General features: G+C 68.3%; 17 protein-coding genes. 6 read left to right on the plus strand and 11 right to left on the minus strand.

All coding sequences use genetic code 11. The features are described from left to right. Nucleotides 1-245 precede the first annotated feature (245 nt). Nucleotides 246-935 (plus strand): single stranded DNA-binding domain-containing protein, encoded by a 690-nt coding sequence (locus K9S39_RS26970; RefSeq protein WP_248869244.1) that lies wholly within the window; start codon nt 246-248, stop codon nt 933-935. A gap of 132 nt (nt 936-1,067) precedes the next feature. Continuing rightward, entirely contained in the window at nt 1,068-1,388 is a 321-nt protein-coding gene (locus K9S39_RS26975; protein ID WP_248865889.1) for a hypothetical protein, read from the plus strand. A 496-nt stretch (nt 1,389-1,884) separates the two neighbouring features. Here K9S39_RS26975 and K9S39_RS26980 read toward each other — a convergent pair whose 3' ends face one another. The 5 genes from K9S39_RS26980 to K9S39_RS27000 form a co-directional block, all read right to left on the minus strand. Continuing rightward, complete coding sequence (locus K9S39_RS26980) at nt 1,885-2,178, minus strand: hypothetical protein (protein ID WP_248865891.1); 294 nt, start codon at nt 2,176-2,178, stop codon at nt 1,885-1,887. 606 nt (nt 2,179-2,784) lie between these two features. After that, complete coding sequence (locus K9S39_RS26985) at nt 2,785-3,087, minus strand: hypothetical protein (RefSeq protein ID WP_248865892.1); 303 nt, start codon at nt 3,085-3,087, stop codon at nt 2,785-2,787. A 295-nt stretch (nt 3,088-3,382) separates the two neighbouring features. Then, nucleotides 3,383-3,847, minus strand: a complete 465-nt coding sequence (locus tag K9S39_RS26990; RefSeq protein WP_248865893.1) for a hypothetical protein — start codon at nt 3,845-3,847, stop codon at nt 3,383-3,385. A gap of 514 nt (nt 3,848-4,361) precedes the next feature. Then, nucleotides 4,362-5,051, minus strand: a complete 690-nt coding sequence (locus K9S39_RS26995; RefSeq protein WP_248865894.1) for a chaplin — start codon at nt 5,049-5,051, stop codon at nt 4,362-4,364. A gap of 438 nt (nt 5,052-5,489) precedes the next feature. After that, entirely contained in the window at nt 5,490-5,672 is a 183-nt protein-coding gene (locus K9S39_RS27000; protein ID WP_248865895.1) for a hypothetical protein, read from the minus strand. A gap of 1,232 nt (nt 5,673-6,904) precedes the next feature. On the opposite strand from K9S39_RS27000, the gene K9S39_RS27005 reads away from it, so the two are divergent. Beyond that, the gene (locus tag K9S39_RS27005; RefSeq protein WP_248865896.1) at nt 6,905-7,147 is read left to right on the plus strand and encodes a hypothetical protein; all 243 of its coding nucleotides are present in this window, start codon (nt 6,905-6,907) and stop codon (nt 7,145-7,147) included. A gap of 217 nt (nt 7,148-7,364) precedes the next feature. Continuing rightward, nucleotides 7,365-7,643, plus strand: coding sequence for a hypothetical protein (locus tag K9S39_RS27010; protein ID WP_248865897.1), 279 nt, complete (start codon nt 7,365-7,367; stop codon nt 7,641-7,643). A gap of 149 nt (nt 7,644-7,792) precedes the next feature. Here the strand turns inward: K9S39_RS27010 and K9S39_RS27015 are convergent, their stop codons facing one another. Further along, a complete protein-coding gene (locus K9S39_RS27015) occupies nt 7,793-8,962 on the minus strand; it encodes a glycosyltransferase (RefSeq protein WP_248865898.1) in 1,170 nt (389 codons plus the stop codon). After that, a complete protein-coding gene (locus tag K9S39_RS27020; RefSeq protein WP_248865899.1) occupies nt 8,962-11,811 on the minus strand; it encodes a bifunctional glycosyltransferase/CDP-glycerol:glycerophosphate glycerophosphotransferase in 2,850 nt (949 codons plus the stop codon). The genes K9S39_RS27015 and K9S39_RS27020 overlap by 1 nt, the downstream gene beginning before the upstream one ends. Before the next feature lie 471 nt (nt 11,812-12,282). Here K9S39_RS27020 and K9S39_RS27025 point away from each other — a divergent pair, with 471 nt between their 5' ends. Further along, on the plus strand, nt 12,283-13,173 hold the full coding sequence (locus K9S39_RS27025) for a Bax inhibitor-1/YccA family protein (protein WP_248865900.1): 891 nt from the start codon (nt 12,283-12,285) through the stop codon (nt 13,171-13,173). Between the two features lie 120 nt (nt 13,174-13,293). Here K9S39_RS27025 and K9S39_RS27030 read toward each other — a convergent pair whose 3' ends face one another. Then, a complete protein-coding gene (locus tag K9S39_RS27030; RefSeq protein ID WP_248868981.1) occupies nt 13,294-13,521 on the minus strand; it encodes a DUF4287 domain-containing protein in 228 nt (75 codons plus the stop codon). Nucleotides 13,522-13,619: 98 nt separating this feature from the next. On the opposite strand from K9S39_RS27030, the gene K9S39_RS27035 reads away from it, so the two are divergent. After that, nucleotides 13,620-13,964, plus strand: a complete 345-nt coding sequence (locus K9S39_RS27035) for a hypothetical protein (RefSeq protein WP_248865901.1) — start codon at nt 13,620-13,622, stop codon at nt 13,962-13,964. Nucleotides 13,965-13,983: 19 nt separating this feature from the next. Here the strand turns inward: K9S39_RS27035 and K9S39_RS27040 are convergent, their stop codons facing one another. The 3 genes from K9S39_RS27040 to K9S39_RS27050 form a co-directional block, all read right to left on the minus strand. After that, complete coding sequence (locus tag K9S39_RS27040) at nt 13,984-14,919, minus strand: hypothetical protein (protein ID WP_248865902.1); 936 nt, start codon at nt 14,917-14,919, stop codon at nt 13,984-13,986. Nucleotides 14,920-15,372: 453 nt separating this feature from the next. Next, entirely contained in the window at nt 15,373-16,593 is a 1,221-nt protein-coding gene (locus K9S39_RS27045) for an acetyl-CoA C-acetyltransferase (protein WP_248865903.1), read from the minus strand. A gap of 193 nt (nt 16,594-16,786) precedes the next feature. Beyond that, nucleotides 16,787-17,815: an SGNH/GDSL hydrolase family protein gene (locus K9S39_RS27050; RefSeq protein WP_248865904.1), complete on the minus strand. Its 1,029-nt coding sequence runs from the start codon at nt 17,813-17,815 to the stop codon at nt 16,787-16,789. Nucleotides 17,816-17,945 lie beyond the last annotated feature (130 nt).

Raw genomic sequence — 17,945 nt, forward strand, 5'->3', positions numbered from 1 at the left:
GTGAGTGCCCCATGGAAAACCTGCTGACGTGCGGCCAGTTGGTGATCACTGACGCCCGTTGTCGGCTTCGAACGGTGCTGGAGGACGGTGCGGCGAGAGCCGTCGGGAGCTTGCCGAGGTTTCTGTGGGCCGACACGGGGGGTGTTGAGCGGCGAAATCCCATAGTGACTACGGTAAGTGTGTATATGCTCACAAAAGGTAGTCAAGGGGGGCTCCATGCACATGAAATGAAGGGTCAGAGTTCCATGCGCAAACTTCAGCAAGCCGCGATCGTCGCCGCAGCGGTAGCCGGTCTGTCCGCCCTCGGCGCCGGTGTCGGTTTCGCCAATGGTGTCGGGTACCAGAGTGGTTCGCACGGTGGTCCGACGGTCACTGCATGGGCAGCTTCTGCCTCGGGAGCCACTGCAGACGGCGGCCACAACAACTCGCACGGGTTCCACCCGCACGCCAGTGCTCCGCAGCAGGTTGCCGCGCCGCAGTACGCTCCGCAACCCGCGCCGCAGTACTACGCTCCGCAGGTGGCGCCCCGGTACGCAACGCAGGCGGCGCCCCGGTACGCTCCGCAGCCCGCGCCCCGGTACGCCCCGCAGCCGGCTCCGCAGGCCGCCCCGCGGCCCGCTCCGCAGGCCGCCCCGCAGCCGGCTCCGCAGGCCGCCCCGCAGCCGGCTCCGCAGGCCGCCCCGCAGCCGGCTCCGCAGGCCGCCCCGCAGCCCGTCCAGGAATCGGGTCACCGCAAGCACCACAGTGACGCGAAGCGCGTCGACGTCCGCCAGCAGACCCGCTGCCGGTCGCACGACATGAACATCGACATCCTCGGCTCGGTCGGGATCCTCAACGGCGTTCTGGGCAACGCGCTCAACGGTGAGGGCTCCCCGGGCGGTCAGAAGACCCGCCAGGGCTCGCACATGGGCTGCAACAACGTAGCCCGCAAGTAAGGGAAAGGGTCCCGGCGTCCTGGCCACGGTCCGGGCGCCGGGACCCATTTCTCGACCTTCGTCAGGCCCGAGCGCGGGCCGGTTCGCGGTGCATGGCACCCGGGCATCGATCATCAAAGGGGAACGCAGTACATGTTCAGTCAGAAGAAGATCGCAGTCGTCTCGGGAATCCTGGGCGGTCTCGCCATGACCTGCGTCGGTGCGGGGCACGCGTACGCCGGGGGATCTCAGGCCGACTGCGCCCGCGGCTCCATGGGCAGCACCTGCATCGACGAGAACGAAGTCGTCTACACCAGCAAGAAGGGTGACCGTGTCGTCAAGCAGCACAAGAACTGCTCGTCGAACTCCCGGCAGCGCGTGGTGTGGCCCCAGAGCGGTCTGCTGAGCCCCGGTGCGTCGAAGCTCGGGCCTGTCGTGAACTGCTCCAACCACACACCGCTGCCCAAGGGTTGAAAGATGCCCTACACCGGGATCTGAGGCTGAAACCACGGATGGCCGGGCCGGGGTGATCCCGAGCCCGGCACCATGGCGCCATGGGGATGTGGCCATTCGCAGACGGCACCGTGCCGAGTGTTCGGATGGGGCCCCTGGCCGCCCCGCGCCACCTATTCGTGCATCAGGCGCGCTGACGGGGATCAGCGCGCCTGATGCACCATCGCGTCGTGATAACGCGCGACGGTATGACCGTCGAATGCGATCCGATACCGACGGGGCCGGCTCAACCGCAGCAGTATGTGCAGCGGCTTGTCCGCACGCCCCGTGAGGCAGTTTCCTCCGCACGTCCATCATCAGCGCCATTGCGCCTGCGTCCTTTTCGGCTCGACCGCGAAGGGGAAGGGGCCCGCGCTGGACTCCGAAGAAGGCCAAAAAGGGGTCCCGGTGTCCGGCCTGCGGCTCGGACACCGGGACCCTATGCGGATACTTGCCGATGCTGTGGGACCCGTTTCGCTTACTTGCCGACGCTGTTGCTGCAGCCCATGGTCGAGCCCATGCTGGTGGACTGCGCACCCGGGGAGCCCTCGCCGCCAAGTGCGTTGGCCAGCAGACCGTTGAGGATTCCGACCTCGCCGAGGATGTCCACGTTAGTGTCGTGCGACCTGCAGTGGTTGCCCTGCTTGACCATCAGCGAGCCCATCTGGTGCTTTCCTCCGCCGTGCCCGTCGGCGTGGGCGGTGCCGGCGCCGAGGACGCCCATGCTGCCGAGGGCGGCGACCACGATGGCAGCCTTGCGAAGCTTACGCATTTTATCTCCGGTAGATTGAGCGGATGCGATCTGTGATTGATCGACTTCTTACAGTTAAGGCTAATACGAAATATCCGAAACCACTTGACGACGCGCCGGATTCCATGGCGGTCGCGAACTCGCGGGCACCCCGGGAAATGCCCGCACCCCGGCAGGTCGGGCATTGACCGGACGGAAGGGGTGCGGGCGCTCCGCCTCAACTGCTGTGTCTGGCAAGGAGTTTCGGCGGAAAGCCCGATGGTCCGGGCCTTTCGGCGGGAGCTGACGGGCTTTCATTCCGGCTATGGCCCGGACGCATTTAAATTCGGTTATATTATTTTCTGTGCACATGTCGAAGTGCGTCGAGCTGAACCAAGGCGGGACGATCACCTGATCCGAGGCGTTCGGTGCTCACCGGCCGGCGGGGCCGAGTGTGCGCGACAGTGCCACTGTGCGTACGCCGCAGGCGTTCCACCGTGCCCTAGGGGATCGGTGGAACGCCGATGTGACACCGGGTCAGGGATCCCTGGGGAGGCGTAAATGGTGCCGGGACGTAAATGGTCCCGGCACCGGGCTTGTGGCTCGGATGCCGGGACCTGTTTCGGATGCCTACGTGACTATTGGCTCTCAGGCGTGGTTGTTGCAGCCCATGGTCGACCCCATGTGGGTGGCCTGTGCGCCCGGGCTGCCCTCGCCGTTGAGCACATTGGCGAGCACGCCGTTGAGGATTCCGACCTCGCCGAGGATGTCGAGGTTGAAGTCATGCGACCTGCAGTTGCTGCCCTGCATGGCGTAGCCGCCGCCTTTCCCGCCGCCGTGACCGCCGCCGCCATGGCCGCCGTGCCCGTCGGCGTAGGCGGGGCCGACGCCGAGGAACCCGACGCTGCCGATGGCGGCTGCCATGACGGCAGCCTTGCGAAGCTTGCGCATTTCATCTCCGGTGGATTGAGCGGTTTCGGTCCGTGACAGACCGACTTCGTACAGTTACGGGAGGTTAGTACCGAAATAACACGAATCCGCACAGCGACGCGCCGGATTTTATGATGATCGCGAAGGATGCCTGGTTCGTCAGCCGCCCCGCACCGCGAGCAGGTCGGGCGCATGGGCGCGCCGGAACGGGCGTGGTGGCTCCCTGGTGTGACGGCACATCAGCTGCCGCGCACGCGAACGGGCCCTTCGAGGGATCACCCTCGAAGGGCCCGTCGCGACAACGCGTGAGCTCGCCTCAGTGGCCGGACGCGGTGGCGAAGGCGTTGGCCTGATGGTTGTGCTGGTGGCAGGTGACGCCCCGGGTCTGGGAGGCGGCGAGCAGGGAGACCGGAAGGTCTGCGTCGAGCAGTGCCGCCGGGCTGCACTCCTGGAACGGACGGAAGAGGTTGTTCTGATCCTGCTGGGCGGGGGTGGCCTGCGGGGAGATCTCAGGACTGAGCTGCGGGGAGAGCTGCGGATTGATCTGCGGGTTGACCTGCGGGGCGTCCTGCGGGGCGGCCTGCTGCGGATACGCATACGAGCCGGAAGCGGACGAAGTTGCCTGCGAACCGCTCCAGGCGCTGGCCTGGGGGTCCTGCTGCGGAACGGGGGGCGGGGCGGCACCGTACCCGACGGGAGTGGCGGAGCTGACGCCGGAACCGATGGTGGACAGACCGCCGGCCGCTGCGACGACGAGCGCGACCTGCTGAAGCTTGCGCATGGAACCCTCGGCCCTTCATTACCTGTGCATGGAAATCTGAATTACTTATTGGAGTCTTGTTCGCGCTAACAGTGGTAATCCTGGGGTTTCACGCTCTGCGTACCCCGTGTCGGATCGCAATGGAAGCCTCCGCAGCCCCGCGACGCCACCCGGCATCACAAGGAGCATCGGAGTATTTCCTCGGCAGCACCTGACGAGCCCATTCACTGTTCTCTCCCAGTGGGTAAAACGAGAATTCCCCTGGTCCGGTCACGGGAGCCGGAGCGCGGTCACCCGTTTGCCCGTCGGCGCACATCATCTGGGGTGGGCGTTCTCGTTCTTGTAGGAGCAGCGGTGTGGCGTGGATGCGAGGGGCAGCTGTGGGAGGTGCTCAAAGCGCCTTGATCTTCGTGCAGTTGAGGCTGGTGGCCTCTCGGCGCTTGACAGCACCCATGAGTGTGGGGCCCGATGACTGACGGGCCCCACACTCATATATGACGGAGTGACAGCCCCGGACAGCCGCCGCTCTCCGCGGTCAGTTGCGGGCGGAGGCGCGGCGGCCCCGGCGGTAGAGCAGGAAGCCGCCGAGCATCAGCCCGGCGCTGGCCGGAATCGCCAGGCCGATCTTTTCCGCACCCGTCTTGGCGAGCTCGGGGGTGTCATGGTGCTCGATCGCGCGCTTGGTCTCCGGGGGCGCCGACGGGCGATGGTCCGGAGTATCCGCTGTGTGGTGGTGCGGCGACGGCTTGTGATCGCGCACCTCCGTCTTGGGATCCGCTGAGTCGTCGTGGTGCGGCCGCTTGACGTTGGCGCAGTCGTTGCCGAACGCGACGTTGAGCGCGCCGATCACATTGCCCGAGTTGCCACATGCATTCACGGGTACGTGCACCGGGAGCTGTCCGAGGTTCCCGGACAGAATCCCCGCGGACCCCTTGGCTGCGCCCTTGGCGCCGCCCTTGTCGTCGTCGCCACCCTTTCCGTGGCTGTGAGAATCTACGTTGATACAGGTGTTGTCGAGCGTGGGGTTGAGCAGTCCGGGGACGTTGACTGTGTTGCCGCAGAAGTTGGCCGGGATGTGGATCGGCACCTGAAGCAGGTTGCCGGACAGAACGCCGGGCGAGCCGGCGGCCTTTCCCTTGGCGCCGGTGTCGGCGACGGTCGTGCCCGCGCTCGCGAGCAGCAGGCCGCCGGCGGCAGCCGAAGCGGCGATGACCTTTGTGATCACGTTTCTCCTTCGTGGCAGTGCGGTCACGACCGCGGACCGCATGAGGCTCAACGAGAACCATGCGGGCAGGCCACGAATTCAGCACTGTGCTCACTCTTTCAGCCCGGCGAATGCACTCGTTCGGCCCCAGAATTAAAACCAATTCCTATTTAATGAAGGGATGTTGTCTGTCTGGTCACTTCCAACTGAGGGTGGGGAAGGCATAGCTCTGGTGCGGCGGTCCGGCCGCTGGTACGCGGCCGACGCGACAGCCGACGACCACTCTGGCGGCTACTCACTCACGGCACGGAAACGACTCGCCGGAACATCCGATGCCCTGCCATGAAGTGGTGAACTGGTGCTGTAAATAGGCAGTTCAGTCCTGTGTGGTCATGGGTAAACCGTCCGGCAGCCCGGCGGGCTGCCGGACGGTGGTGACCGTGGGCTGCAATCGGACGGTCAGCCGCGGCCGAGCAGCGGCAGTTCACCGAGGTGGAACGGGCCGATCTCGGAGGTGGCCTTCAGGGGTACGCCCAGGAGGCCGATGGCGCCGCCCGGCGCGGGCTGTTCGGCGTGGGCGGGGAGCGAGAGGGCCCCGGTGAGAGCGAAGGCTCCCAAAAGGGTGGCGAGTGTACGGCGCATAGCGACTCCTGCTTCATCTCGTTTTGCTGGCATGCTGGTTGCGCGGGCCACCCTTCCACCCGTGGGAAGCAGGTCCCGAAGCCCACGCCAAGTGATCGCCTGATCGCACTAGTGGGAGAAACACGCAGGAGGCGCCGGCTTGCCGCCGGCACGAATGCGTCAGGCAAACTGCCGTGTTCTCGCGGGTGCTGGGGCCGCGGGCCCGTCGCGCCTTTGCCGTCAGATCTCCACCAACTCCCCGGAAGATTTACGCCAGTCGGCAAACGGGTGACGGCGCCTCGGCTCCCGTGACCGGACCTGGTGAAATCTCGTTCCCTGCTGGGAGAGAACAGCGAATGGGCCTTGGAGAACAGTGATTGAGCCCGTGGCGACCACGCCGGCAGTGTTGTCCGACGCGAATCAGAGGAGAGGTGATGGGATCCGCCGTCGGCTTCGATGGGCGTTGGAGGGCGGCACGCAGCGGGTGCCGCCGCGGGCCGGCGAGAGGCCTCCACCGTGGTCCGACACGGGGGTACGCAGAGTGTGAAACCCCAGGATTACCACTGTTAGCGCGAACAAGACTCCGATAAGTAATTCAGATTTCCATGCACAGGTAATGAAGGGCCGAGGGTTCCATGCGCAAGCTTCACCAGGCCATGCTCGTCGTCGCAGCGGCCGGTGGTTTCTCTGCCATCGGTGTCGGCGTCAGTCATGCCGACGCCCCCGTCGGGTACAGCGGTGCCGCTCCGGCTCCTGCTCCGCAGCAGTACGCTCCGCCGGCTCCCCCTCCGCAGTACGCTCCGCCGGCTCCCCCTCCGCAGTACGCTCCGCCGGCTCCCCCTCCGCAGTACGCTCCGCCGGCTCCGGCTCCTGCTCCCCGGCAGTACGCCCCGCGGCAGTACGCCCCGCGGCAGTACGCTCCGCAGCAGTACGCTCCGCCGGCTCCCGCACCGGCCCCCGTTCAGCGGCGGCAGCCTGCTCCACGGCCGCCTGCTCCGCGGCAGTACGCCCCGCCGGCTCCCGCACCGGCCCCCGTTCAGCAGCGGCGGCCGGCCCCGCGGCCGCCTGCTCCGGCCCCCGCTCCGCGGCAGTACGCTGCACCGGCTCCTGTTCAGCACTCCGCTCCGCACCGGCCCACCCATCATCACGCCACCGCATCGGCCACTTCGCTCGGTGAGTCGCTGGCTACCGCCTCGCACCATGCTCCGCACCACCAGGCCCCGCAGCAGTCGGCGTCGCCGATCGTTCCGCAGGTGAAGCCGGAGTCCAACCCGCAGGTCGCCCCGCAGGTTCGCCCGCAGGTCGATGTCCCGGAGGTCTTCCGTCCGCGCAACCTCCCGAACGCCGCCCCGCAGGTGAACCCGCAGATCAACCCGCAGGTCAACCCGCTGGTCAGGCCGCTGCTGTCGCCGGGCATCCCGCAGGTCAACCCGATGGGGCTCGGGCGGCTCGCGGCGCCTCCGGTGGGGGATGTCGAGCTTCCCCGGCTTGCCTGACCGTTCAAGGGCGGTTCGGAAGGGGCCCCGTCCCCGGAACTGATCGCTCGTCATCCCCGCGGCAGGGGGCGCCATCCGGCCCCGGCCGGGGGGTGTCCCGCTCGTTTCGGTCTGGTGACGCCGTGCGAGCGGTGCGGGGCATGTCCCGTCGACCTCCCGTCACTGTAAGAAGTCGATCTGCTGCAGATCGCACCCGCTCAATCTCAACGGAGAAGAAATGCGCAAGCTTCAGAAGGCTGCCTTCGTGGGCGCCGTCCTCGGCAGCGTCGGCTCCCTCGGCGCCGGTACGGCTCTTGCCCACGGCGAGGCGGGTGCCCACGACACCGACATCGGTCAGAGCACCCACTGCAGGACGCACGACATGAACATCGACATCCTCGGGGCGGTCGGGGCGCTCAACGGCACGCTGGGCAACGCGGCCAACGGCGAGGGCTCCCCGGGTGCGCAGCCCGCCAACATGGGCTCCAAGATGAGCTGTGACAACAACGCTCACTGAGCGCTGGTAGGCGGAAGGCCCGGTGACGAGCCTCAGGTTCGGCGCCGGGCCGTTTTGTTGACTCTCCCTCAGTTCCGCATGGGCAGGGCCGCCGGTGGATGCCGGCGGCCCCTACGCATGGTGCCCGTTGTCGGTCAGCGTTCCATCGGTCAGCGTTCCATGAGGGCGAACAGGCCCTCCCAGCGGGCGACGATCTCCTCGGTGGAGAACCGCTGGATGTTCTCGCGAGCGGCCTCGCCCATCGTGTCCCGAAGGTCCTTGTCGGAGATCAGGGTTTCCAGGTGCCGGGCGAACTCGGTGGTGTTGCCCGGGGGCGCCAGAAGGCCGTCCACGCCGTCCGTGATGATCTCGCGGACGCCCGGCGCCACATCGAAGGCCACGCAGGGAACGGCAGTCGCCATCGCCTCCATAGGGGCCAGCGGGAAACCTTCGCCGCGTGAACTCAGCGCGAAGACCGAGCCGTCCCGCAGTGCGCCGGTCACATCGCCGGTGCGCCCCATCCACTCGACGCTCGTGGCGACCCCCAGCTCGGCGGCCTGCTTGCGCAGCGCCTCCGCTTCCTCGCCGGAGCCGTAGATCCGCAGCGTCCAGTCCGGGTGCCGCGGCGCGACCTGCGCCCAGGACTCCAGGAGCAGGTCCACGCCCTTCTCCTCGTGCAGCCGGCCGATGCTGACCACGCACTGGCGGGACCGGTCGGAGGGCACGTCGGGGAAGAACGGCAGCGGGTTCGGCATGAAACCGACGTTGTCGAGCCGTTGGCGGATCCATTGGTCGGCGTCCTCACGGGTGAGCGGCAGCATCCGGTCGACGTCCGCGTAGAACCGCTTCACCCGCTGGAAGCGGGACGACTTGCGGCAGGTCGCGAAGGACTCATGGCTCATGCCGACGACCTTCAGCCCGGCGGTGTCGGCCAGCGCGACCCACTCCATGGCCCACACCTGGGTGACGATCACCACCCCGCCCGGACGGGCCGCCCGGAACAGCGTGCTCATCTTGGCGGCCTGTTCGCGCATCCCGGCCTCACGGGCGGTGCGGCGGCGCTGCTCGACGATGTTGAGCCGGTCCTTGAGGCCGCGCACGGGGCTGACGTTCGGCGGATGTTCGTCGTAGAGGGTGGTGGTCTTGTAGGGCAGGTTTTCGGCCAGCTCGTGGACCCGGCCTTCGGGAGGCGGGACCACGCCGATGACATGCACCCGGTGGCCGCGCTCGCAGAACAGGCGGGCCATCTGGTGCGACCAACTGGTGATGCCCCCCAGCTCGTTGACGCTGTTGGAGACGAAGAAGATGTCCCGCGGCTGGGCGGCGTTCGGCTTGCTCATCAACGGCTCCACTGTGCGAAGAACTGATCGACGATGCTCTGTGCGGCGTCGCCCCGGTCGTATTCTCCGAACTTGGCGACGAATTCCTTGCGGGCCGTCGCGTATTCCAGGGCCTGGGTTTCGAAGGACTTGATGGTCTCGTGGAATTCCTCTTCGGTACGGACCACCGGGCCGGGCGCGTCTTCCAGCAGGTCGAAGTAGGTGCCCCGGCCCTCGTGGACGTATGCGTCGTAGTCGTAGGTGAAGAACACCAACGGCCGGTCGAGCAGGGCGTAGTCGAACATCACGGAGGAGTAGTCCGTGATGAGGCCGTCGGCCAGCTCCAGCACGGGTGTGATGTCGTGGTGGGCCGATACGTCGATCACCCGGCCCTGTACGGTCGGCGGCAGCACCACGTGATTGAGGTAGTGCGACCGTACGAGCAGGACATAGCGGTCACCGAACTGGTCGGCGAAGCGCTCCACGTCGAAAGGCAGCTCGAAGCGGCCGTGCCGGCCGCCCACCTTGCGGAATGTCGGCGCGTACAGCAGCACGGTCTTGTCGTCGGGAATTCCCAGCTCCGCGGCGAGCGGCCCGCGTTCCCTGCGGCCCCGCTCCGCTTCCCGCCGGCGGCATTGGACCAGTGCGTCATTGCGCGGGTAGCCCACCCGCAGCAGGGTCTTCTCCTTGAGCCGGAATGCCTTGGCCAGAGTGTGCACATCGTGCTCGGAGCGGACCAGGAAACGGTCGAAGCGGTCGAGGGAACGCTGCTGCGCCGACTGCTCCTGCCGGGTGGTGGCCTTGAGCGAGGGCTGGTCGAAGCCCATCTTCTTGAGGGCCGAACCGTGCCACGTCTGGATGTAGGTGGTCTCCGGACGCTTGGTCAGCTTGAGCGGATAACTCTGGTTGTCCACCCAGAACTCGGCCTGCGCGAGGGCCTTGAGATACGGCATGGACCACCGCCGCACGAGGGTGACGCCCTTCGGGAAGTCCTTCGGAGAGCCGCTGTAGGACCAGATCGCCTCGAAGTCCAGGCCCTGTCGGCGCATTTCCTCGTAGATGGCGCGCGGGCTGTCGCTGAACTGCTTGCCCAGATGGCTTTCGAAGACGACCGTGCGCTTCTTGATGGGCAGCCGGCTGAACACCTCGTGATACACGCGGAGTTTGTTGTCCCCGGAGGCCAGGGTCTTCCGCAGTGTCCTCGCTTTGCGATAGCCCGCCTTGGCGAGCGTCCCCGGCTTTCCCCGTACACCGCGGGCGATCAGTTCCTGGACGCGCTCGCTGCCGCGGCCCTCGCTCACCAGGCGGAAGGCGAGGTGGCCCCTGACGGAGATATGCGGCTCGATGTGATCGGCGACCATGCGGGTCAGCCGCGGCCGGACCGGCAGCGGCCCCCCGGTCAGCTCGGTGTCGGCGACGGTGAGCCGGGTCGTGGTGCGCGCCCCGTCGACGTCCAGGGCCAGGCGGACGTCCCAGATGGTGTCGACGATGCCCAGGGGGCGCAGCCGTGCGGTGAGGTCCGCCGTGGTCTCCCAGTGGATGGTGTCGCCTTCGTGGCGCAGTACGCGGACCGGGAAGGTGAAGGATTGCAGGCTGCGCCGGCGGGCGCTGAATTCCAGAGTGCCGGTCAGTTCCGCGTCCGCGGGGATGACGCCGAGCGGATTGGTGATCCGGCCGGCCAGCGACGCCGTCCCGCCGACCTCGGAGAAGGCGGTGAGCTGGTTGCGCAGGAACAGCTTGTTCACCGGCTTCTCGTGGTAGCCGCTGTCGGTGACGTCGAGGACGCGGCGTCCGAACACGTCGTCGAAATGGCCGTCGCACCAGTAGATCCGGCCGTCGTGCTCGGCGAGCGGCGACGAGACCTTGTCGCGGTTGGTGAGCGTGTCCACCGCCGGGATCAGATTCTCCCAGTCACCCTGTTGCAGCAGATACGCACAGATGGCCTGAATGGGCTGGACGCGTTCATACGCCTCGGGGTCGATGCTGCCGAGGTATTCCCGGGAGAGCTCGGCGAACTCCCGGCGGTACGACTCGCTGCGGAAGGGCAGATCCCGCAGATGCAGTACCAGGTCGTGCTTGAGGAACTTGACGTCCTTCGCGAGCTTCATCTCGGTCAGCCCGCGCTCGGCCAGCAGCGCGTCGATACGCCGGTGGATCTCCAGCCGGTGGGCGTAGTTGGTCATCTCGTGCCGCCGGTTCGTCACCGACTTCACGGCGGCCTTCTCGTAGACGTGCCAGAAGTAGACCTGATTGGGGATCAGGGTGATCCGCTTCGCCGCGAGATAGGCATCGGCAATAAACATCAGGTCTTCGTAGAACATCCCCTTGGGGAACCGGAGATTGTTCTCGATCAGGAAATCACGGCGATAGCACTTGTTGGTGGACAAGGTGTCCCATACGAACAGGTCCGGCAATTCCGTGACGGACTCCAGCGTACGGGTCGCGGAATAAAGCCACGCATACCACTCGTCGCGCTTCTGGTTCCGGGTGTCCTTGTGCAGCCGCACACACAGACCGGAAACAATGTCCGAGCCGGTTTCCTCGGCCGCCTCCAGCAGATTCCGGCACGCATTGTGTTCCAGGACGTCATCGCTGTCCAGGAACATGACGTACTGGCCTGTCGTGTGCTGGATGCCGACGTTGCGGGGCTCGCCTCCCGCGCCGCTGTTCTCCGGCAACTGGAAGGCCCTTACCCGCCCTGAATGAGCGGCGGCGAGGTGCTGCGCCACTTCGAAGGAACGGTCGGTGCTGCAATCGTCGACGATCACCACTTCGACGTCCCGGAGCGTTTGATCCAGTACGGACTGGACAGCGGTCGGCAACCGGTCGGCGTCGTTGTAGACGATGACGACTACTGAGACGTCAGGCACAGGCACCTCTACCCTCTTATCGCTGCTGTTTGCCGCCAGAATAGACCCATCTGCACCCCCGGTCGTCGGCTTTCCGTGCCCCGACCATTACGGGTGGTGACCGGCATGCGCGGTACGAATCGGTGCCCGGCCGACCGGATCATGACGTCGGGTCATCGGCGCGACATCGCCGCGGATCCACAGGGCAGGGCAGGTTCCGGCTACCTGACAAGACGCTGCCTTCCGCGTTCCGGTTGCCTGCCGGGCGCCCTACTGGTTGCCTGCCCGGCGCCCTACTATGGGCCCCTTATCCGATTCGATATGCGGAATAAGGCGTTCGGGCACCTCCGGGGCCTCCCGTACGTCCTCCTCCTGGCGGAGGCATCGGACGGCGTTCTGGGGGAAGATCCTGCTCAGGAACTAGGGACGTGCCTTTGCCAAGCCATTACGCTTATGCGTCAAGGCCGCGCTGGGCGGCCATGGAGGAGTGAGATGAGGAGCAGTAACCCGGTCTTCTCGCGGCGGCAGTTCAGCCGCGGCACCGGCTACGCGGGCTTCAACGCAGCGCCGCAGGCCGGGGCCCCCGCCGCGAACCCCTACGCCGGAGCGAACCCGTACGCGCAGGGCGGCAACCCCTACGCGCCGCAGGACGCCACCAACCCGTACGCCCAGGGCCAACAGGGCCTCACCCAGGCACCGCCGCAGCACACGCCGCAGACCCGCCCGATGACGATGGACGATGTCGTCGCGCGCACCGGCATGACGCTCGGCACGGTGATCGCGGGTGCGACCGTCGGCTGGCTCTTCCTGACCGAGAGCCTCGGCTTCGCGATCGGCGCCGGTCTCGTCGCGATGGTGCTGGCGTTCGTCCAGTCCTTCAAGCGCAAGCCCTCGCCCGCGCTGATCCTGTCGTACGCGGCGCTGGAGGGCCTGTTCCTCGGTGCGCTCAGCGGCTTCATCAACGACCTGCCCAAGCTGGACGGCGCCCCGATGCAGGCGGTGCTGGGCACGATGGCGGTGTTCGTCGCCATGCTGGTCGCCTACAAGACCCGGATCATCCGGGTCACGGCCCGTTTCACCCGCTTTGTGATGATCGCGGCCCTGGGCTTTGTCCTGCTGTCGATGGTCAACCTGCTGTTCATGGTCTTCGCCGGGGGTGAGGGTCTCGGCTTCCGCAGTGGCCCCCTGGGCATCATCTTCGGCGTCGTGGGCGTGGTCCTCGGCGCGCTGTTCCTGGCCCTGGACTTCAAGCAGGTCGAGGACGGCATCGCCTACGGCGCTCCGCGCGAGGAGTCCTGGCTGGCGGCGTTCGGCCTGACGCTGACGCTGGTGTGGATCTACATGGAGATGCTGCGCCTGATCTCGATCCTGCGCGGCGACTGACGCCGGGCGCGGTGCCGGGGCCCCGGCACCGCGGCGCGTACGAAGGGCCCGTGGGCAGCTGCCCACGGGCCCTTCGGCGTTGAGGTGCACTACGGCGCCGGATGAAGCTGGCATCCGGTATCAGCGCTTGCGGGCGGCGCGCCTGAGGTCGTATTCATGGACAATCGCCTTGGCGTGTCCGTAGGCGAGGTCGTGCTCGCCACGGAGCCAGCTGACCTTTTCGTCGAAACGGAAGAGGGACGGTCCTTCTTCAACGGTGCGGAGCCATTCGGAGATATCCCGGCCGGTGCAGTGAGGGATGCGCGCGAGCATGTTCCGGTGGGTCTCTTCAGAAAAGAGTTGAGACATCGGCGCCTCCGGACGCGGTCGATGCTGGTTCTTCAGCACACCGTGCCTGAGCGTTGGGCCGTTGGCAACCACCCGGGAGTGGCGCTTAGGCTCATGACGTGCTTGACGTGACCCCTTTGCAGAGCGCCGTGGACGCCTTCGCCGACCGCCTCAGGTCGCTTCCGCGGAGCACCCTCGCCCGCGGCGCGGCCGCCGAAGGGCTCGCGCTGGCCCGGGAATTGGCGCTGCGAGCGCAACGGATCGAGCGCCCCGGGGAGGAGCCGTACGACCTGCCGGACGCCGGGATGTTCGCGGTCGGCGACCAGCTGGCGGTGGCCGGCCACGATCTTGTCGAGGCGCTGCGGCGGGCGGCGGCAGCTCCGGCGGATGACGTGAAAGTGGCCCCCGCCGAGGATCTGGCGGAGGCCGTACGGCTGGTCCGGGACGCGGCGGGCCGCTGCTAGCCGCCGTCCGTCAATGTCGTCAGAGCGAGGCGATCACGCGGTCGGCCAGGATGTAGACGCTCTCCTGGTGGCGCTCGCCCCAGGCGAAGGTCAGGGCGTACGCGCCGGAGATGCCGGAGCCGCCCAGCAGCACCGGGCGCCGGCCCGCTTGCAGCGCGTCGGCGACGCTCTCCGCGGTCTCACGGTGCCCCGGGGTCAGGCAGAGCGTGGTGCCGTCGGTGAAGACATAGACGTCCAGGGTGCCCAGCGGGCCGGGGCGCACGTCCGCGAGCGGGGTGCCCAGCCGGGCCAGCTCCTCCAGGCGTGCGACGGTGCGCTCGTGATCGCCGATGACCGGGGTGGGGGAGAAGTCCGGGTGCGAGGGGTGGCGCCGGCGGGCGGCGGCCAGCTCGGCGGACTCGGTCTCCTCGGCGGGCTCGAACTCCGGCGAGTCCAGGACCTCCAGCGCTTCGAGCGCCTCCACGGACTCCAGTGTGTCCATCGGCTCCGGGGCGTCCGGTCCCAGCAGCGGCTCCAGACCGGCCAGATCCGCCTGGCGGGGCACGAACGGCTGGCCGTCGAACCGGTCCAGGTCGAGCCGCTCGCGCTGGTCCGCGCGGGCGTCCAGCGGGCCCTCCTCGCCCAGGCCGGCCAGCCCGCCCAGCAGGGACGGGGCGTCGGCGGCGTCCCTGGCCTCCTGGGCGGCCCAGAACGCACGGGCCTCCGCCAGCTCCCGCTCCCGCTCCTCGGCCAGCGCGTCCGCGACGGCGGCACGTATGTCCGCCAGCGGGGTCTCCTCGGCCGGGGTCGTACGGGCGGCCGGGACGGTCGCGGCGGTCGCCGTACGGGCGGCGACGAGCTCGGCGTGCAGCTCGGTGATCTGGCGACGCAGTCCCCGCACGGTGTGCAGCGCCGCGGCACCCAGCACCACGGCCACGGCCGCAGCTGTCGGCAGGACCAGGTTCGTGACGGTCATGCACCCTCCGCACTTCGCTCGGCGGCCCCGTATTCCCGGGGCGCGCGCCTGTTCATGGACTTCCCTCGGCCTCCGGCCGGCGGGACGCCCTTGATGCGCTCGCTCATCGGCGTGCTCCGATAACAGAACGTCCCCCGACTTCCTACCTCAGCCTGCCGGGGGTCGGCGACCGTTCCCAGGGTGCTATGCCCCGGAATGTGCGGTCTCTTGGGCCCGATACGTTCCGGTGCACCCCCGCTGACCTGCAAAAAAGCTTCTCCCCCAGGGCGTTGGTCACAATCCTGGGGGAGATTGGGTCGCGATCTCATCACTGGGTGATGCGGGTCACGCGGTGTCGCTGTGCGTGTCCGGACGGCGGCGAAGGGTGCGCGCGGGGCGGGAGTTGGCGGACGGGCCGGAGGGCAGGTGCCGGGCACTCGTATCTCGCACCCGACCCCTACCCTCCGCTGCAGCTCAGCTCAGCCGCTCGATGACCATCGCCATGCCCTGGCCGCCGCCCACGCACATCGTCTCCAGGCCGAGCTGCTTGTCGTGCCACTGGAGGGAGTTGATCAGGGTGGTGGTGATGCGGGCGCCGGTCATGCCGAAGGGGTGGCCGACGGCGATGGCTCCGCCGTTCACATTCAGCCGGTCCAGGTCGATGCCCAGGTCGCGGTAGGAGGGGATCACCTGGGCGGCGAACGCCTCGTTGATCTCGACCAGGTCGATGTCGGAGATCGAGAGGCCGGCGCGCCGGAGGGCCTGCTTGCTGGCCTCCACCGGGCCGTAGCCCATGATCTCGGGGGAGAGGGCGGAGACGCCGGTGGAGACGATCCGGGCCAGCGGGGTCAGGCCCAGCTCGCGCGCCTTGGTGTCGGACATGATGACCAGCGCCGCCGCGCCGTCGTTCAGCGGGCAGCAGTTGCCTGCCGTCACCAGGCCGTCGGGGCGGAAGACCGGCTTGAGGCCGGCGACGCCCTCCATCGTCACCCCGGCTCGCGGGCCGTCGTCCTTGGCGACCACGGTGCCGTCGGGGAGCGTGACGGGCGTGATCTCCCGCTCCCAGAAGCCGCCCTTGATCGCCTTCTCGGCGAGGTTCTGGGACCGTACGCCGAACTCGTCCATGTCCTGGCGGGTGATGCCCTTGAGGCGGGCGAGGTTCTCCGCGGTCTGGCCCATCGCGATATACGCGTCCGGGACCAGACCGTCCTCGCGCGGGTCGTGCCAGTCGGTGCCCTCCTGCTCGGCGCGGGTGGCGGTGCGCGCCTCCGCGTCGGCGAACAGCGGGTTGTGGGTGTCGGGCAGGCCGTCGGAGGTGCCCTTGACGGACCGTGAGACGGTCTCGACGCCCGCCGAGACGAAGACATCGCCCTCGCCGGCCTTGATGGCGTGCAGCGCCATACGGGTCGTCTGCAGCGACGAGGAACAGTAACGGGTGAGGGTGCAGCCGGGGAGGTGGTCCATCCCCATCTGGACGGCCACGATCCGGCCGAGGTTGTGGCCCTGCTCACCGCCGGGGAGGCCGCAGCCGAGCATCAGGTCGTCGATGTCCCTGGGGTCCAGCTCGGGGATCTTGGCGAGGGCGGTCTCGATGATCCTCGCGGTCAGGTCGTCCGGGCGCAGATCCTTGAGCGAGCCCTTGAAGGCGCGGCCGATCGGGGAGCGGGCGGCTGAGACGATCACGGCTTCGGGCATCACACGGCTCCAAGAGAGGAAAGGCTCCGGCGCGCAGCGCCTCGTTGAGGTGTGGCGGTTGGGCGACGGGTGGGCGGATTGGCGGACTGTGAGGGAAGTTACCCGCACGTACTGCTGAGGTCACGGCATGAACGCTGTGATGCGGACCTCTTTTCTAAGCGGGCGCTTATGTGTCGTGGCGAGCGCTTGTGCGTCAGGTGGCGATCGGCGGCACCTCCGGCGCGTCCGTCGCCTCCGGCTCGGGCAGCTGGCGGCGCCTGCGGTGCTTGAGCAGGGCCCAGGGGGCCCGACGGGAGGCGGTGACCTCCGTACCGCCCTCGGACGCGGCCTGCGCCGCGGCCTGCTCGACGGGCAGGATGCCCTCACGGCGGGCGGCCTCCGGCCGCTCCTCCTCCGGCCACAGGCCGAGCGCGGCACACAGCGTCGGCAGTACGGCCATCGCGGCGGTGGCATAGCCCTCCGCCGACGGGTGGTAGTTGTCCGGGCCGAACAGCTCCCGCGGCCGTGCCTCGAACTCGGGGCCCAGCAGATCGCCGAGCGAGACCGTACGGCCGCCGCTCTCGACGACCCCGATGGTCTGCGCCGCCGCCAGCTGGCGGGACAGCCGGCGGGCCACCCAGCGCAGCGGCTGGTACACCGGCTCGATGGTGCCCAGGTCGGGGCAGGTGCCGACGACGACCTCACAGCCCAGGTCGGACAGCCGACGCACCGCGTCGGCCAGATGGCGCACGGACTCCGCGAACGGCATCCGGTGGGTGACGTCGTTCGCGCCGATCATGATGACGCAGACGTCCGGGGGCTCCCCGTCCGCCAGCAGCAGCTCCACCTGGCGCGCCAGATCGTCGGACTGGGCGCCGGGCAGGGCCACATTGCGGAAGTCGACGGGCAGTTCGGAGAGCGCGGCCAGGCCGGAGGCGAGCAGCGCGCCCGGGGTCTGGCCGGCGCGGTGGACGCCCTGGCCGGCGGCTGTGGAATCGCCCAGGAACCCGAGCCGCAGGGGCGGCCGGTCCGTGCGGTGGCCGAACGCGGCGCCGTAGCGGCCGTCGGCGCACGGTGGGATGTCGCTGGAGCCGCCGACCGTACGCCGGGCCAGCCGGACCTCGGTCAGCAGCAGGCCGACGGTGGCGACGCCGAGCAGACCGATCCCGCCGCCACCGAACGCGGCGGCGGTCGCGATCCGCCTCGCCACCCTTGCCCTGGACATCGTCACCGTCGTCGCCATCGGCCGGGCACCTCCCCGTGCAGCGCGTGCGCGCCCGCTGGCCCGAGGGCCGGACGGGCTCCCTGAATCGTCAACAAACTCCTACAACGGTTTGTGCCCCGTCGCGCACGGAACGCAACGCGGCGGACCG

The organism is Streptomyces halobius, assembly GCF_023277745.1.
Lineage (GTDB): Bacteria > Actinomycetota > Actinomycetes > Streptomycetales > Streptomycetaceae > Streptomyces > Streptomyces halobius.